The following is a 17,319-nucleotide window of genomic DNA, read 5'->3' as shown; positions in this document are numbered from 1 at the left end:
TTGGATTCGCTATGGCTTCAAGTGTAATAACAGGGTCTCTGCAATTGTCGTCGCAATGCGGTCAATGTTGCGGGCCACATCCTGGCGACCATTTTCATCGGCGTTGTCGCTGATCCCCTTGATCATGGCACAGGGTACCCCATAGTGCTGGGCCACCCGCGCCACGGCCGCCCCTTCCATGTCCGCGAGATCGCCAATCGACGCCAGTTGCTCACGCCAGTCAGCGTTGAAAACCGGCCGGTCGCAGGTCACCAGTCGGGCGGTGCCAAGCGATGCGAACCAGGTGGGGTCGCAGGCCACCGGCGCCTCAGCATGGCCAAAGCGGTCACAGTCGCCTTCCACGGCCGTGCTGACCCGGAGCAATTCTTCGCATAGGGGGCGATCGGCCGTGCCGAGCCAGCCGCACAGCCCCGCGTTGATCAGGACGGAGACCCGCCAGGCCATCACCAGGTGGACGGCGGCCATGGCAGCCGCCACCTTGCCCATGCCGCTGACCACCACGATGGTATCCAACACGACCCTTTCTGCCGGTCGGAATAACGGAAACGGTTTTCCGGCGACTTCAACGGCCGCGGTTTGCACGAGAAATGGATCGGCCTCCTGACGGGTAGCAAAAACGAGACCGACCATCAGATGGCTCCGGCATCCCGGGCCATGCGGTCCAGGGTGTCGACGGCCTGAAAGCCCTGTTCGGGGAGCGTCAGGGTAAAGTCGTTGACAAAGGTCCGGATGTGGGCCGTGAGTACCGGCTCATCCATCTCCTGGGCATGCTGGCGGATGTAGGGCAAGGTTTCCGCAGGCGCTTGCATGGCCTGCCGGAGGCTGGCGTGGATCGCCGAATCCATTCTCCCGATCAGGGAGTCGCCGAGATCATGGCGCGCCGCAATGCAGCCCAGGGGAATCGGCAGCCCCGTCCGCTCCTCCCACCACGCGCCCAGATCCACTACCGGCCTGAAACCGGCCGCTTCAAAGGTAAACCGGCTTTCATGAATGATCACCCCGCAATCGGCGTCACCCGAAGCCAGGGCATCGAATATTTTGTCGTAGGTAGTGAACACCCGCTGCCGGGCCTCCGGACACCACAGGCGGAACAGGAGGTGGGCGGTGGTCCAACGGCCGGGCAGGACCACCCGGCAGCCGGTAAGATCGGCCCGGGTCAACGGACGCCGGGAGATCAGCACCGGTCCGCAGCCAAATCCCATGGCCGCACCACTGGAAAGCATGCGATACCTCTCCTTTACCCGCAGCCAGGCATAAAAGGAGAGCTTGCTGACATCCAGTTCGGCGTGCATGGCCATGGTGTTGAGGGTCTCGACATCGTGAAGCTGCGGCTTGATCGCATAGCCGTCGACCCCCACATCTCCGCTGGCAATGGCGTTGAAGATGAAGGTGTCATTCGGGCAGGGAGAATAGCCAAGGCTCAGTTCCTGTTCCACGCCTTATCCCCCTATGCGTTGACAAAGGCCGCGATCGTATCGACCACATACGCCTGCTGGGCTTCGGTCAGCTCCGGATAGATGGGCAGGGCCAACGTGCTCCGCGCGGCTGCTTCGGCGACCGGGAAATCGCCGGCTGCGTACCCCAACGGCGCGAAGCAGGCCTGCAAATGCAAGGGCACCGGGTAGTAGACTTCGCTGCCGATCGACTGCGCGGTCAGGTGATCCTTCAGCGCGTCGCGCCGCTTATCCACGCGAATGACAAACTGATTGTAGATGTGCCGGCTCTCCTTTTCCACCGGCAGATGAATCCTGTCCATCAATCCAGCGGCCGCGAACAACTCCCGGTAGCGGGCGGCATTGGCCTTTCGCGCCGCGCTCCATCCGTCCAGGTAGGCCAGTTTGATGGCCACGATGGCTGCCTGCAGGGCGTCGAGGCGAAAATTCCCTCCCACGTAATGATGATAGTACTTGGCATGGCCCCCATGGACACGCAGTATTTTCAAGTGCTCATAAACGGCCGGATCTCTGGCAGTAACAATGCCGCCATCGCCGAAAGCCCCCAGGTTCTTGGAGGGAAAAAAGGAGAAGCAGCCATAGTCACCCATGCTGCCCGCACGCCGGCCGTGGTATTCTGCGCCGATCGCCTGGGCCGCATCCTCGATTACCACCCACCCGTGTTCGGCAGCCAGTTTCAGGATCGGATCCATGTCGGCGCATTGGCCGTAAAGGTGAACCGGAACAATCGCTTTTACCGTCTGACGGGTCGCCTCGTCCATGGCCGCCACCGTCTCCTGCAGCCGGTCGGGCGAAAGATTGTAGGTGGTCTCGTCGATATCCACAAACACCGGCGTGGCCCCCACACGCCAGACGGCACCGGCAGTGGCGAAAAAGGTGTAGGGAGTGGTGAGCACCCGGTCTCCCGGACCGATTCCGGCCGCCATCAGGGAGAGAAGCAGGGCGTCCGTCCCCGACGACACCCCCACGGCGTGGCCCACCCGGCAGTATTCGGCGATCTTTTTTTCCAGGTCGTCCACATGGGGACCGAGAATAAAATACTGGCTTTCGTATATCGCTTCGGTGACTTCGAGGACCTGGTCCTTGATGGTCTGGTATTGAGCCTTGAGATCCAGCAGCGGCACGTTCATGGCTGGGGTCCTTTTTGCTTGCTATAGTGTTTAAGATAATGTTTTTGGCAAGGCCAGAGGGAGGAAGCTGTATAACCTATACCGCGACGACCGATAACGCCGCCCAAAAACATTATCTTGAATGCTATAAAATGGGCGATCAGTTGCGGGCGTACTGGCGGCCGTTGCCCCGGCGGCCGTTGTTTGCATCACTGCTGCGCATGGCGCTGGCCGCATCGCTGCACCGGGTCTGGACGGCATCGTAGCCCAAAATGGCGTTGACTTCGCGGGTCATGGCGTCGCAATAACGGATCCGCAGGTCCTCGGTCATGGAAATCACGGCTTCGGCCTGATCCTTCAGGCAGATATGCACGTAGCCACGGCAGGACCCCGGATAGCGTTTGAGGGCTTTTTGCACCTGGGTCAGGGTTTCGCGACTGGTGCTCTCCGGGTCGACCATCAGACGCACCTCGACCGTCCAGGTCTCCTCGGCAGCCTCCATGGGAATGATCTCGTCGGCAAGAATTTTGACCCCGTTTTCCTCGACCTGGGCCACGCCCTGGACCAGCACCGCCGTATCCACACTCAACAGATCGGCGCAACTGGAGTAGAGCGACGGGAAGACCACGACTTCTACCCCGCCATTCAAATCCTCGACCGTAGCAAATCCCATGAGCTCTTCCTTGCGCGTGCGGATCACCTTGGCACTGCTGATGGTGCCGCCGATGCGCACGGCACTCTTGTCGGCAATCTCGCGGATGCTGATGGCATCCACATTGGTGAATTTCTCCATGATCGGCCGATAACGATCCAGCGGGTGACCGGTAACGTAAAACCCCAGCGTCTCCTTCTCCTGCTGCAGTTTTTCGTGATCGTCCCACTCGTCGATATTGGGAACCACCGGCAGGTTGAGGGTCATCTCCTGCCCGCCCCCCATATCGAAAAGGCTCATCTGGGCACTGTTTTTTTCCCGCTGGATGCGTTGACCATAGTCCAAGGCCTCTTCCAGAACGGCCATCAACCGAGAGCGGTAAACACCGGTGGAGTCCAGCGCACCGCAGCGAATCAGGCTTTCGAGAACACGTTTGTTCACCTTGGTCAGGTCCACGCGCTGGCAGAAATCGAAAATCGATGCAAAGGGTCCGTTCTCTTCGCGTTCCTTGATGATCAGATCGACCGCCGCCTCACCCACATTCTTGACGGCGGCAAGGCCGAAACGGATGCGTCCCTCCACAGCGGTAAACACCGTGGCACTCTCGTTGATGTCCGGTGGAAGCACTTCGATGCCGTGGCTGCGGCATTCGTTGATAAACTTGACCACCCCGTCAATGGTGTCAATTTCACTGGTCAGCAGGGCGGCCATGAACTCAACGGGAAAATGGGCTTTGAGATAGGCGGTCTGATAGGCGATCAGGGCGTAGGCGGCACTGTGGGATTTATTAAAACCATAGCCGCCGAACTTCTCGATCAGGTCGAACAACTCGGTGGCCACTTTCCGGTCCACGCCGTTTTCAACCGCACCGTCGACAAACTTCTCACGGTGCTTGGCCATCAGGGCCTCGATCTTCTTGCCGATAGCCTTGCGCAGGCTGTCCGCATCGGCCATGGTGTATCCCGCCAGGACACCGGCGACCTGCATGACCTGCTCCTGGTAAACAATGACCCCGTATGTCTCCTCAAGAATCGGGGCCAGGCTGTCGACCGGGTAGACCACCTCCTTGCGGCCATGCTTGCGGTCCACAAAATCGTCCACCATACCGCTGTCCAACGGTCCGGGACGGTATAGCGCCACCAGGGCGGTAAGATCGCCGAACGACTCCGGATGAAGGCGCACCAGCAGGTTCTTCATGCCGCTGGATTCCAGCTGAAACACGCCGGTGGTGTCGCCGGACTGCAGCAGGTCGTAAGTCTTCTCATCGTCAAAGGGCAGATGGGCCAGATCGGGGACATCCTTGCCCTGGGCGTCAATGCTCTTGAGCGCATTGTCGATGACGGTCAGGTTGCGCAGCCCCAGAAAGTCGAATTTCACCAGGCCGATATCCTCGACCTTTTTCATATCGAACTGGGTGACCACCTCGCCCTTTTTGCCTTTGTACAGGGGCAGGTACTCCACCAGGGGTTTGTCACCGATCACCACGCCGGCCGCGTGGGTCGAGGCGTGACGGGAGAGCCCCTCAAGGGACCGGCTGATGTCGATCAATTCCTTGATCCGCGGATCGGCGTCGACCATCTCGGCCAGCTTGGGTTCCTCCTTGAGGGCTTTGTCGATGGTCATCTTGAGACTGTCGGGAATCAGCTTGGCAATGGTATCCACTTCGGCCAGGGGCAGCCCCAAGGCACGGCCCACGTCCCGGATCACCAGTTTGGCCTTCATTTTGCCGAAGGTGATGATCTGGGCCACGTAATCCCCGCCGCCGTACCGCTGGACCACGTAGTTGTAGACCCGCTCCCGGCCGTGGATGCAGAAATCCACGTCGATGTCGGGCATGCTGATACGCGACGGGTTGAGGAAGCGTTCGAAGATCAGACCGTGCTCGATGGGATCCAGGTCGGTGATGAACAGGGCGAAAGAGACCAGGCTGCCGGCGGCCGATCCCCGGCCCGGTCCCACCGGGATACCGTTTTGTTTGGCGTAACCGATAAAGTCGGCCACGATGAGAAAATAACCGGGAAAGCCCATGTCCTTGATGGTCTTGATCTCGTATTCCAGCCGCTCGCGATAGACCGCCTCGTCCAGATCAGGGGTATTCTCGCGGATGACGGCCATGCGCCGCTCGTACCCCTCACGCACCATTTCGTCAAACAGCTGGTCGGCGGTCTTTCCCGATTGGGGATCGAACTGGGGAAAGTGGTAGGTGTTGAAATCGAACTCGATGTGGCAGCGGTCGGCGATGGCCACGGTGTTCTCAATGGCCCCGGGATAGTCGCTGAAATAGCCCTTCATCTCTTCGGGCGACTTGAAGTAAAGCTGGTCGGAGTCGAAGACGAAACGGTCGCTGTCGGTGATGACCTTCTGGGTCTGAACACAGAGCAGGATCTCGTGGGCCTTGGCGTCCTGCCGGTTGAGGTAATGGCAGTCATTGGTGGCCACCAGCGGAATGGAAAGCCTGCCGCTCAGTTCGACCAGGCCCTGGTTGACTTTTTCCTGGGCCGGGATGCCGTTGTGCTGCAGCTCCAGGAAAAAATTGCCCTCGCCGAATATCTTCTGGTAGTAAAGCGCCGCCGCTTCGGCCTCGTCCATGTGGCCGGCCAGGATATGCTGGGGGATATCCCCCTTCAGGCAGGCCGACAGGGCGATGAGCCCTTTTGCGTACTCGGCCAGGATCGTTTTGTCAATGCGCGGCTTGTAGTAGTAGCCCTCCATCTGGGCCACGGAGGCGAGTTTGCACAGGTTGCGATAGCCGGTCTGATTCTCGGCCAGCAATACCAAATGCCGGGTGCCCTGCTTGTCCAAAGGGGTCTTGTCCGCCAGGGTCCTGGGGGCCACGTAGCACTCACAACCGATGATCGGTTTGATCTCGGCCGATGTGGCCTGCTGGTAAAAATCCAGAGCGCCGAACATGGTGCCGTGGTCGGTCAGGGCCACGGCCGGCATGCCGAATTCCTTGACTTTTTTAAACAGATCGCCGAGCCGGATGGCGCCGTCGAGCAAACTGTACTGGGTGTGCACATGCAGATGGACAAAATCGGAAGTGGCTGGCTGGCTCATTAGTTGTCCACGCGGTAGTTGGGCGCTTCCTTGGTGATGATAACGTCATGGACATGGCTTTCGCGCATACCGGCGGCGCTGATCTTCACAAAACGGGCTTTTTCGCGCAACTCTTCGATGGTGCGACAGCCCACGTATCCCATACCGGCTTTGAGGCCGCCGATGAGCTGGTGGATATTGCCGGACAGGGTTCCTCGGTAAGGCACACGACCGACGATTCCTTCGGGCACCAGCTTGTCGTCACTCTCCTGTTCGGTCTGGTAATAGCGGTCCTTGCTGCCTTTTTTCATGGCCTCCAAAGAGCCCATTCCCCGGTAGACCTTGTAGCTGCGGCCCTGGAAGAGAATGGTTTCTCCGGGACTCTCCTCGGTACCGGCAAACAGGCCGCCGATCATGATTGTGTGGGCACCGGCGCCAAGCGCTTTGGTGATGTCACCGGAAAACTTGATGCCACCGTCGGCGATCAGCGGAACGCCGGTCTTTTCCGAAACCGTGCGGCAGTTGACGATGGCCGATATTTGGGGCACTCCGATACCGGCAACGATGCGGGTGGTGCAGATGGAACCCGGTCCGATGCCAATCTTGATACCATCCACCCCGGCATCCACCAAAGCCTGCGCGCCTTCACCGGTGCCGACGTTGCCGGCCACCAGCTGCAGGTTGGAAAATGCGGCCTTGAGCCGCTGCACCGAACGGATGACATTGCCCGAATGGCCGTGGGAGGTGTCGATCACGATCACGTCGGCGCCGGCCTTTAAAAGGGCCTCGGCCCGTTCCATCATGTCCGGGCCCACTCCGATGGCGGCACCGACACGCAAACGGCCCATGCTGTCCTTGCAGGCATTGGGATATTTTTTGATTTTTTCGATATCCTTGATGGTGATCATGCCCGTCAGACGGCCGTCTTTATCCACCACCAGCAGTTTTTCGATACGATGCTCGTGAAGCATTTTCTTTGAATCTTCCAGACTGATGCCTTCACTCACCGTCACCAGTTTCTTGCTGGTCATCACGTCGTTGACCTTTTTGGTCATGTCCGTTTCGAAGCGCAGGTCACGGTTGGTAACGATGCCCACTAACTGATCGCCGCGCGTCACCGGCACACCGGAAATGCGATAGCGGGCCATCAGGGTCATCACCTCTTCGATGGGCCGGTCCGGGCCGATGGTCAACGGATCGACGATCATGCCGCTTTCCGATTTTTTTACCTGGTCCACTTCCATGGCCTGATTTTTAATGCTCATGTTGCGGTGAACAAATCCGATCCCGCCCTCACGGGCCATGGTGATCGCCGTCTGTGCTTCGGTGACCGTATCCATGGCGGCACTGACGATGGGGATGTTGAGGGTCAGCTCACGGGTCAGGCGGGTACGGGTATCGACATCTTTGGGAAGCACATCGGAATAGCTGGGAAGCAGCAGTACATCATCAAAGGAATACGCTTCCTCTGGGATCAGGTGGGTCATGGCGTCCTCCAAATTCATATGGAAATGGGCCGGATGGTCGGCGGTGGTATTCATGATCGGAAAGTGTACCGGTTGCCGCTGTGCGTTTGTGAAGGCGAAGCAGCATACGCGTCAGGTCAAAACCGATTAAGCAAGCAAATTAACAAATGCATGCTGCTTTATCAATCTTTATTTGGCGGCTTGACACACCTGGCCGACCATAATAGAGTACCTTTTCTCGCGATACGCACAGTTCTCGCCGTTGGGGTTTCCGGAGGCGATCTGAAGCTTGCCATTTCGCGGTTGACCCACAGGAGCCGTGGCGCCATCATGCTGTTTACCATCAACCCCGATAACCCTCAGCAGCGGCTGATCGACAAAGTGGCGGACATTCTGAAAAATGGCGGGCTGATCGCCTACCCCACCGATACCTATTACGGCATCGGCTGCGATATCATGAACAAACGCGCCATCGAAAAGATTTATCTGCTCAAACAGCGCCACAAAAACCAGCCATTCAGTTTTATCTGTGCCGATCTGAAAAACATCAGCCAGTATGCCAAAGTATCAAACTACGCGTACAAGACCATGAAACGACTTTTGCCGGGTCCATACACCTTTATTTTGACCGGTTCCAAACTGGTTCCCAAAATCATGCTCACCAAACGCAAAACCGCCGGCATCCGGGTTCCCGACAACAACATCTGCCTGGCCCTGGTTCAGGCATTGGGCAATCCGGTCATCTCCACCAGTGCCACCCTGCCTGACGGTGACGTCTTTCATGATGCATCGCTGATTCATGACCATTTCGGTTCCCGGCTGGATGCGGTGATCGACGGCGGCCCGGTTTCCGGCATGCCCTCCAGTGTCGTCTCCCTGGAAGATGACGTACCGGAAATCATCCGTGAAGGATTGGGTGACATCGCTCTTTTCGAATAACCCGCTTTCCCCGGCTTTCAGACGAAGGATACGCGCAGGCGCCGATATCGGGATTTTTACGAATCCGTCAGGGTTGATAGCGGTACTCGGCATAAACCCCCGGCTGAAACAGCTTGGACAGCCAGCCCGGAACCATTGACGCGGAAAGCAGATAGCGAATCAGGGACAGTTTCTCTTCCGGCGCATAGACCGGAACCACCGGTCCATCAATACCGCCCAGTTCCCCGGCCCACGCCAGGGCATCCTCAAAGTTGCCCAAGCGGTCGACCAGCCCCTTCTGCAAGGCCGTTTCACCGGTAAAAATGCGACCGTCCGCAGCTTCAACCACCTTCTCGCGCGCCATCTTCCGGCCTTCGGCGATGGCGGTGACAAACTGTTCGTGAATACCGTGGGTCACCGCCTGAAGCAGTTCCCGTTCATCCTCGCGCATCTCGCGGGTGGGGGAACCGGTGTCTTTATAGGGGCCGCTTTTGATCACCACAGGGACCATTCCGATCTTATCCAGCAGTTGCTGAAAATTGGTGTAACCCATGATAACGCCGATACTTCCGGTAATCGTTCCTGGATTGGCCACGATGCCGTCCGCCGCACAGGCCACATAATAGCCACCGGAGGCGGCAACGGCCCCCATGGAGGCCACCACCTTTTTGGTGCCGACGGTCTTTCGAATTTCACGGTAGATTTCCTGGGACGGCCCGACAGCCCCGCCGGGAGAATCGATTCGCACCACGATGGCTTTGATATCTTCATCTTCCCGGAACTGACGAATCTGTTGGAGGGCATCCCGCGCATCGGCGATGGGACCTTCGATCTCAACGACCCCAACCGCCTCGCCATCCCCAGCCCCGGTGCTTTTGCCAATCCACACCGTCATGGCCATCGTCCCTAAGATCAGTACGGTAAATAGGGATAAGGTGATCATCAGAAAAAAAAGATACGGGTGGCGTCTTTTAAACATGACTCGTTCCTCATTGGGTCGTCATTGGGTTGAAAACAGCCATTTGGCCGTATGTCCGGCCGATAAAAAGGCCGCTGGGGAATCGTCGGGGCCGCATTCCGAGTAATTTCGGTGTCGGTAAAGTAGGAAGAGTCATCAGTACGGAAAGTCGGTTCCTCCCATAGGTATCGCAACCCGGCGGCCGATACAAAAAAGCCGGCGGACCTGTCTGGCAGGTCCGCCGGCATCAAATCAACCATCAGCGGTTTTATTGGTCTTCGTTGTTGAGTTTTTCCTGCAGGTTTTCACGAAGGATTTCACCAAAGCTGGACGTTGCCGGCCCCATGTTGCTGACATACTCGGAGAGCAGTTCCTGGTCATCCTCCATGTCGAGCCGTTTGATAGAAAGGCCGATACGGCGTTCATCACTGTTGATATTCATGACTTTGGCGGTCAGCATCTGTCCCACTTCAAACTGGCCCACCGGCGTCTTAATTTTCTCCTTGCTGATTTCGGAGACGTGCACCAGCCCCTCGATTCCCTCTTCCAGTTCGACAAAGACACCGAAATCCGTCACGTTGGTAACGGTACCGGTAATCTCCTTGCCGACTTCGTAACGTTCGGCCACCGTATCCCACGGATCGGCCTGCAGTTGCTTGACGCCGAGGGAGAAACGCTCCTGGGCCTTGTCGATCTCCAGTACGATGGCCTGGATGACATCCCCCTTTTTGTAAATTTCGGAAGGATGCTTGATCCGTTTGGTCCAGGAGATATCGGAAATATGCACCAATCCGTCGATGCCCTCGTCGATCCCGATGAACAAACCGAAATCGGTAATATTCTTGATTTTGCCCTCAATCGTGGTCCCGACCGGGTATTTGTCGCTGATCACATCCCACGGATTCGGTGCGGCCTGTTTCATCCCCAGAGAGATGCGCCGGTTCTCCGGCTTGATATCCAGAACCACGGCATCGACGATCTCACCCACGGACACCACTTTGGAGGGATGCCGAATTTTTCGGGTCCAGGACATTTCAGAGACATGGATCAAGCCTTCGATGCCCTCCTCCAGTTCGACAAAGGCACCGTAATCGGTCAGGCTGACCACCTTGCCGCTGATCCGCGAATCGACCGGATATTTTTCGCTGGCACTGGCCCAGGGATCTTCGGTGAGCTGTTTCATACCCAGGGAAACCCGTTCGCGCTCCAGGTCCAGGCTGAGGATCTTGACCTGAATCTCATCGCCCACGCTAAACAGCTCGGACGGATGCTTGACCCGCCCCCAGGAGATATCGGTGATATGCAGCAGCCCATCTACCCCGCCCAGATCGACGAAAACACCGTATTCGGTAAGATTCTTGACAATACCGCCGACCACTTTGCCTTCGTGGATGGAAGCCAGGGTCTTGGCCCGCTTCTCCTCGCGTTCCTCTTCCAGCAACACCCGCCGGGAAAGCACGATGTTGCTGCGCTTGCGGTTGTACTTGAGGATCTTGAACTCAAATTCCTTGCCGACCATTTCATCCAGGTTACGGATCGGCCGGAGATCGGCCTGAGATCCGGGCAGAAAAGCCTGAACACCGATGTCCACGGAGAACCCGCCCTTGACACGGCTGGTAATGGTACCGGTGATGGTCTCGTCGGCTTCGTGACGAGTTTTGATATCGTCCCACACCTTGACTTTTTCGGCTTTTTCCTTGGAAAGGACGACCACTTCGTTTTCGTCATCCCACCACTCTACCATCACTTCGACGGTGTCACCCACCTCGGCCTTGACCACCCCATCCTCTTCAAACTCACGGATGCGGATCTGGCCTTCGGATTTGTAGCCGATGTCGACCAGAACGTGGTCCTTGTCCACTGAAATGATCTTTCCGTTGACGACCTCACCCTCGGCAAAGCGCTTGAAGCTCTCTTCATAGAGATCCATGAGCTCGGCCATGCTTTCGCCGGTCACACTGTCTTTCTCAAATTCTTCTTCTGTTGATTCGTTGTCTACAAAGTTGTCCATGGACTGATGGTTACCCCCTTAGCCTCTTTTATTTACTGCAAAATGCAGTTGCAAGCAGTATAGCCTATGGACTCTACAAGAATTTTCATCGAAATGCAATGGTTTATTTATGGCGGACCAAGGCGATCATATTTGTATGTATTCTGATCGGTGGCGTGAGCGCAAACCCGTCGCCCCGATTCAATCAATGCCAAATGGTAAAATCCAAATGTCAATTGAAGGATCCTATCGATTATAAATGGACAGAATACCACCAGTTGGCATTTTTCATTGGATATTTGACATTTGTGACCCGTCGATAGCGGGTAAAAAAGCAACAAATAGTTACATGCGATTGCCCTGTGTGGCGGACCAGGGGCATGGCCCGCTGCCATGCGCGTCATTTCAGCAGGGGCAAGACGTGCGACATCATCAGATCGACCACCTGTCCGGCCGTCATGCTGGAAGAGTCGATGGTCAGGGCGTCGGCAGCGGGTTTCAGGGGGGCGATGTCCCGCTGACTGTCGTTTTCATCCCGGCGCCGGATATCCTTCTCGATCACAGCTAAGCTCTGCCCCTTATCGGAATACTGGCCAAACCGGCGCTGGGCCCGTTGCCGCACCGATGCATCCAGGAAAAACTTGACGTCAGCCTCGGGGAAGACCACGGTCCCCATGTCGCGCCCCTCCGCCACCACCCCGGCGGAGCGCCCGATTTCACGCTGAATGCCAAACAGGGCGCTGCGAACCACCGGCCGGGCCGACACTGCCGAGGCCAGCATGGTGATTTCCGGCGATCGCAGGCGCTCCGTGACGTCCTCTCCGTCCAAAAACAACCGGTCGGCCGCCATGTGAATCCGAAGGTTAGCGCACAATTGGTCCAACCTCTGATCATCCTCCGCCGACACACCGGCAAATTGGGCGGCAACGGCAACCGCCCGATACAGCGCACCGGTGTCCAGGTACCGGTAACCCAATTTTTCGGCCAGCAGTTTGCTGACCGTGGTCTTGCCGGCACCGGCCGGCCCGTCGATGGTGATCAGCAGCATGGTTGCGGTCATGACAACTTCCCGGGAAATCGCGTTTCATTTATGCATTACGCCTGAATAACCGATTCGAGCGCTTTCATAAATCGCTGGTTTTCATGTTCAAGCCCCACGTTGATCCGGATACAGGTGGGGAATCCATAGGACTGCATGGATCGAACGATGACCCCCTTGCGCAGCATTTTTTCAAATACCTCCGCCGCCGACCGGTCCATATCGATGAGAAAAAAGTTGGTCTCGGTCTTATGGTAGGCCAGCCCCAGGGCATCCAGGCCGGCGTAAAGGGTTTCGAGCCCCCGATGAACCAGATCGACGCTTTTTTCGAGAAAATCCGTGTCGTCAAGGGCGGCAACGGCGGCGGCCTGGGCCATGGAATTGACGTTGAACGGCTGCCGGACGCGGTGAATCACCTCGGCCAGGGCTGCCGGCATGATACCGTAGCCCACGCGCAGGCCGGCAAGCCCGTAAACCTTTGAAAATGTACGCAGGGTGACGATGGGCCGTTTCAGATCCATCGGCTGTCCGGTTTTCAGGCACCCCGGGTCCCTGGCAAATTCAATATAGGCTTCGTCGACCACAACAACCACCCCTTCCGGCAGCCGTTCCATGAAGGCCTCGAAGGCCTCGCGGCTGATGACGGTGCCGGTCGGATTGTTGGGATTGCAGATAAAAACCAGCCGAGTATCCGCATCCACCCGGGCGGCCATGCCGTCCAGATCCATGCTCAGGTCCTTTAACGGTATGGAATCCACTACCGCACCGGCGGCATTGGCGCTGATATCGTACATCAGAAACGAGGGCTTGGGCACCACCACCCGGTCGCCGGGCCGCACCAGGGCGCGAATCAGAAGCGCAATGATGTCGTCGGAACCATTCCCGATCACCACATTCTCCGGAGCGATCCCGTTCACTGCAGCAATTTTCTCGGTCAGGCAATGACCGGCGCCGTCCGGGTAGCGGTGCAGCATGGCAAGACTGTTCTGAATAGCCGCCAGGGCCTTTGGACTGGGACCCAGGGGATTTTCATTGGAGGCCAGCTTGACCGAATCGCAGATGCCGTATTCACGCTCCAGCGACTCCAGCGGTTTACCGGGAACATAGGGGGCGATGGCCTGGATATAATCGGGGATATTGAGTTTCATCATTTTTCACCGGCGGAACAAAACTGCCGGGATACGCATCCCGGCAGATGATCAATAGCCGTCCCCGCCACCGTATGGCGGTAAAGGGACGCGATTCTACTTTTTCTTCGCCGCTTTTTCTCCGGCGGCCACGGCATCCATGTTGAGGGGAATCAGCTTGGGTTTGTTTCCGAACTCCTCACAGATGCAGTGCTTCAGGGTTTCCATGGAAACAACCCCGCTGCGGGCCACGAAGGCGGCCAGGCACACGATATTGGCGGCACGCATGTTGCCCGCCTCTTTGGCGATCTCCATCACCGGCACGCGCAACTCATCCACGTCGTCGCGGCCGCTGCCGAAGTTGATCAGGGAGCTGTTGATAAAAATAATGCCACCCGGTTTCACCGTGGGGGCGAACTTCTCCAGCGAGGGGCCGTTCATGGCCACCAGGTGCAAAGGGTTTTTGATGATCGGCGAGCCGATCGGCCGGTCGGCCACCACAACGGTGCAATAGGCCGTGCCCCCGCGCATTTCCGGGCCGTAGGACGGTACCCAGGCGACCTCGAAGCCCTCTTCCATGGCGGCGTGGGCCAGAATCTTACCGATCAACATGATGCCCTGTCCACCGAATCCGGCAAACATGATTTCGCTCTGCATGGTACCTCCTTTATGCCGGAACTTTGTAGTCACCCGGCTGATAGTACTTCAGCAGGGTATTCTCGGTCCATTCCACGGCCTCCACCGGCGTCATACCCCAGTTGGTGGGACAGGTGCTGACCACCTCCACCAAACTGAAACAACGGTTTTCCATCTGGTAAGTGAAGGCCTGTTTGATCGCCTTCTTGGCCTTGGTGATGTACTTGGGCTTGATCACCGTCTGGCGTGTAATGTAGGCCGGCGTTTGCAGGGCGGCCAGCAGTTCGGCCATCTTGATCGGCATACCCACCTCCGCCACGTTGCGGCCCAGGGGGCTGGTGGTGGTGCGCTGGTCAGGCATGGTCGTAGGCGCCATCTGCCCACCGGTCATGCCGTAAATGGCGTTGTTAACGAAGATCGTGGTGAACTTCTCCCCACGGTTGGCCGCGTGGATGATCTCGCCCATGCCGATACTGGCCAGATCGCCGTCGCCCTGGTAGGTGAAGACCATCAGGTCGGGCCGCACGCGCTTGATGCCCGTGGCCATGGCCGGGGCCCGTCCGTGGGCCGCCTCCTGAAAATCGCAGTCAAAATAGTTGTAAGCCATTACCGCGCAGCCCACCGGCGCGATGCCCACCGTGCGTCCGCGGATGCCCAGTTCGTCAATGGTCTCGGCCACCAGACGGTGGATCACCCCGTGGGTGCAGCCCGGGCAGTAGTGCGTATAGGCGTCGGTAAGCACGTCCGGTTTCTTGAATGTCTTTCCCATGGATCTTACTCCTTTCCGGCAATCCGCGCTTTGACCACACTGATGATCTCCTCGGGGGTGGGGATATCCCCGCCGCACTTGCCGTACCACTCCACCGGCACGCGGCCCCGGATGCAGCGATCCACATCCTCCACCATCTGTCCCATGCTCATCTCGATACTCAGCACATGCCGGCATGACGGTTTGGCCGCCGCATCGGCCACGGCCTTTTCCGGGAACGGGAACAGGGTCTGGGGGCGAATCATGCCCACCTCGATGCCCTCGTCTTTCAGCATGTCGATGGCCGTGCGGCAGACCCGGCTCATGGTGCCGTAACTGACCAGCAGCACCGGGTAGTCACCATCAATGTTGTACGCCGCGGAACGGACATCCTCGGCACGCATGCGCTCATACTTGGCCTTCAAGGCCAGGTTGTTGTCGTTAAGCTGGACCGGATCGAGAAACAGGGATTTCACCAAGTTACGGGTTTTGCTTCCCCGGTGGTCCATACCGTTTGAGGCCCAGGCGTCCTTGTTGGACGGCTCGGTCTTGAGATGGTCGGGAAACTCCACCGGCTCCATCATCTGCCCAATCAGTCCGTCGCCCAAAATCATTACCGGGTTGCGGTACTTCTCGGCCAGCGGAAAGGCCATCATGACCATCTCCACCGCCTCCTGGACGGATGCCGGCGCCATGACGAGCAACCGGCAGTCCCCGTGGCCGATTCCCTTGGTGGCCTGGAAGTAGTCTCCCTGGGAAGGCAGGATACCGCCCAGGCCCGGGCCCCCGCGCATAATATTAACAAATACCGCCGGGCACTGGGCCCCGGCGATATAGCTGATCGCCTCGCTCATCAGGCTGATCCCCGGGCTCGATGAGGTGGTGAACACCCGCGCCCCCGCGCCAGCGGCGCCAAAAAGCATGTAGCCCACGGCCACCTCGCTCTCGCCCTGCAGGAAAACCCCGCCCACCTCGGGCATACGCCGCACCAGATACTCGGCCACTTCCGACTGCGGGGTGATCGGATAGGCGAAATAGTTCAGGCATCCGGCGCGGATGGCCGCCTCGCCGATGGCCTCGTTTCCCTTCATCAGTATTTTTGCCATGCTTTCTCCTTCACTGGCGCGGCTTAGGCGTCAGATTCCTCGGTCTCGATGATCGTGATGGCCACATCCGGACACATAATGCAGCACATGGTGCAATGGATACAGTCCTCCGGGCGCGCCTGATAGGCGGGGAAATACCCTTTGGCGTTCACCTCGGTCGAAATCTCCAAAACGTTCTTGGGACAGACCGTGATGCACAGGCCGCAGCCTTTGCAGCGGTCCTTCTCGATGATGTGTTGATAAGCCATTCGTCGCTTCGCTCCTTTGATTTGAAATCTCAAATTTGAAATTTGAAATTTGAAACGATAATCGCTGCCCGTTCCGTCCTAAACCGCCGGTTCAAAGGCCTCGGCCAGTTTCCAGGGCGGTACCAGTTGTCGTCTCAACGGCAGGATCGGGCATTGGATGTTCCGTTCGTCCAGACCGGCCAACAGCGTCTGCAGCGCCGTGACAAACACCAGGGGAACCCTTGCTGCCTCGGCCACCTGACGGGCAAACCGGTATCCGGCAATAATGTCGTCTGCGGTGGTCTCTTCGATCAAATTCGCGTTGCCGACAATACCGGTAATTTTCATTTTGGCCTTTGCCTCGATAGCATCCCGAATCGTCAGGCATCCGGCAACGGTCTCGGTGTACGGGCGGTTGGGGTTGATCACCTGAAGCACCTGAACCGCCTGTCCCTGCATGGCATCGGCCAGGGCCGCCAGCACCGTTGCACCCACGTCATCGCCGCCGACGTCAAGCAACGTGAGCCCGGCCGGGCGTCTTAGCATGCCGGAAACCTCCGGGGTGAGGATGGGCAGATCCGCCTGCATGTACTGCGCCGGCGGTAGCACCACATCGATGCCCAGGCGACTCAGGGAATGACGGGCTTCACGGGTTCTGAAGTAGGGATTGACCAGATCCAGGTCAGCCAGACGGACCGGCGTTCCCCGGGCATTCATGTGAACGGCGAGATTGACGGCCACCTCGGTTTTTCCACTACCATACGCACCAACGATAATAACAATGCCGCTGAGTTCCAGTTTCAATCGATACAGGTCCTTTGCATTCGCGTTGAACAGTGCCGTCTTCACGATG

At 58.0% G+C, this 17,319-nt stretch carries 15 protein-coding genes; 1 reads left to right on the top strand and 14 read right to left on the bottom strand.

The window, feature by feature from the left end; genetic code table 11:
* Positions 1-9: 9 nt before the first annotated feature.
* From GN112_RS00760 to guaB, 5 genes are all read right to left on the bottom strand, one after another.
* The gene (locus tag GN112_RS00760; RefSeq protein WP_155308468.1) at positions 10-630 is read right to left on the bottom strand and encodes a 5'-methylthioadenosine/S-adenosylhomocysteine nucleosidase family protein; all 621 of its coding nucleotides are present in this window, start codon (positions 628-630) and stop codon (positions 10-12) included.
* A complete protein-coding gene (locus GN112_RS00755; RefSeq protein WP_155308467.1) occupies positions 630-1,436 on the bottom strand; it encodes a 1,4-dihydroxy-6-naphtoate synthase in 807 nt (268 codons plus the stop codon). The genes GN112_RS00760 and GN112_RS00755 overlap by 1 nt, the downstream gene beginning before the upstream one ends.
* A gap of 11 nt (positions 1,437-1,447) precedes the next feature.
* Positions 1,448-2,584, bottom strand: coding sequence for a DegT/DnrJ/EryC1/StrS family aminotransferase (locus tag GN112_RS00750; RefSeq protein WP_155308466.1), 1,137 nt, complete (start codon positions 2,582-2,584; stop codon positions 1,448-1,450).
* Positions 2,585-2,723: 139 nt separating this feature from the next.
* Positions 2,724-6,272 (bottom strand): DNA polymerase III subunit alpha, encoded by a 3,549-nt coding sequence (dnaE, locus tag GN112_RS00745; protein WP_155308465.1) that lies wholly within the window; start codon positions 6,270-6,272, stop codon positions 2,724-2,726.
* Positions 6,272-7,738 carry an IMP dehydrogenase gene (guaB, locus tag GN112_RS00740; RefSeq protein WP_155308464.1) on the bottom strand — a complete coding sequence of 489 codons (1,467 nt, stop codon included), beginning with the start codon at positions 7,736-7,738 and terminating at the stop codon, positions 6,272-6,274. The genes dnaE and guaB overlap by 1 nt, the downstream gene beginning before the upstream one ends.
* A gap of 309 nt (positions 7,739-8,047) precedes the next feature.
* Here guaB and GN112_RS00735 point away from each other — a divergent pair, with 309 nt between their 5' ends.
* Positions 8,048-8,656 carry an L-threonylcarbamoyladenylate synthase gene (locus GN112_RS00735; protein ID WP_155308463.1) on the top strand — a complete coding sequence of 203 codons (609 nt, stop codon included), beginning with the start codon at positions 8,048-8,050 and terminating at the stop codon, positions 8,654-8,656.
* 67 nt (positions 8,657-8,723) lie between these two features.
* Here GN112_RS00735 and sppA read toward each other — a convergent pair whose 3' ends face one another.
* The 9 genes from sppA to GN112_RS00690 form a co-directional block, all read right to left on the bottom strand.
* On the bottom strand, positions 8,724-9,614 hold the full coding sequence (gene sppA, locus GN112_RS00730; protein ID WP_155308462.1) for a signal peptide peptidase SppA: 891 nt from the start codon (positions 9,612-9,614) through the stop codon (positions 8,724-8,726).
* A 247-nt stretch (positions 9,615-9,861) separates the two neighbouring features.
* Positions 9,862-11,604: a 30S ribosomal protein S1 gene (locus GN112_RS00725; RefSeq protein WP_155308461.1), complete on the bottom strand. Its 1,743-nt coding sequence runs from the start codon at positions 11,602-11,604 to the stop codon at positions 9,862-9,864.
* 379 nt (positions 11,605-11,983) lie between these two features.
* The gene (gene cmk, locus GN112_RS00720) at positions 11,984-12,643 is read right to left on the bottom strand and encodes a (d)CMP kinase (protein WP_155308460.1); all 660 of its coding nucleotides are present in this window, start codon (positions 12,641-12,643) and stop codon (positions 11,984-11,986) included.
* A 35-nt stretch (positions 12,644-12,678) separates the two neighbouring features.
* Positions 12,679-13,773 carry a histidinol-phosphate transaminase gene (hisC, locus tag GN112_RS00715; protein WP_331457505.1) on the bottom strand — a complete coding sequence of 365 codons (1,095 nt, stop codon included), beginning with the start codon at positions 13,771-13,773 and terminating at the stop codon, positions 12,679-12,681.
* Positions 13,774-13,866: 93 nt separating this feature from the next.
* Positions 13,867-14,406 carry a 2-oxoacid:ferredoxin oxidoreductase subunit gamma family protein gene (locus GN112_RS00710; protein ID WP_155308459.1) on the bottom strand — a complete coding sequence of 180 codons (540 nt, stop codon included), beginning with the start codon at positions 14,404-14,406 and terminating at the stop codon, positions 13,867-13,869.
* A gap of 10 nt (positions 14,407-14,416) precedes the next feature.
* Entirely contained in the window at positions 14,417-15,154 is a 738-nt protein-coding gene (locus GN112_RS00705; RefSeq protein WP_155308458.1) for a thiamine pyrophosphate-dependent enzyme, read from the bottom strand.
* 5 nt (positions 15,155-15,159) lie between these two features.
* A complete protein-coding gene (vorB, locus tag GN112_RS00700; protein WP_155308457.1) occupies positions 15,160-16,239 on the bottom strand; it encodes a 3-methyl-2-oxobutanoate dehydrogenase subunit VorB in 1,080 nt (359 codons plus the stop codon).
* A 23-nt stretch (positions 16,240-16,262) separates the two neighbouring features.
* On the bottom strand, positions 16,263-16,487 hold the full coding sequence (locus GN112_RS00695) for a 4Fe-4S dicluster domain-containing protein (RefSeq protein WP_155308456.1): 225 nt from the start codon (positions 16,485-16,487) through the stop codon (positions 16,263-16,265).
* Between the two features lie 78 nt (positions 16,488-16,565).
* Positions 16,566-17,315: a cobalamin biosynthesis protein CbiA gene (locus GN112_RS00690; protein WP_231716900.1), complete on the bottom strand. Its 750-nt coding sequence runs from the start codon at positions 17,313-17,315 to the stop codon at positions 16,566-16,568.
* Positions 17,316-17,319: the final 4 nt, after the last annotated feature.

Source organism: Desulfosarcina ovata subsp. ovata (genome assembly GCF_009689005.1).
In the GTDB taxonomy this organism is placed as follows: Bacteria; Desulfobacterota; Desulfobacteria; order Desulfobacterales; family Desulfosarcinaceae; genus Desulfosarcina; species Desulfosarcina ovata.
The sequence above is the reverse complement of the archived record's forward strand: the minus strand, read 5'-3'. Positions and strand labels throughout refer to the sequence as shown.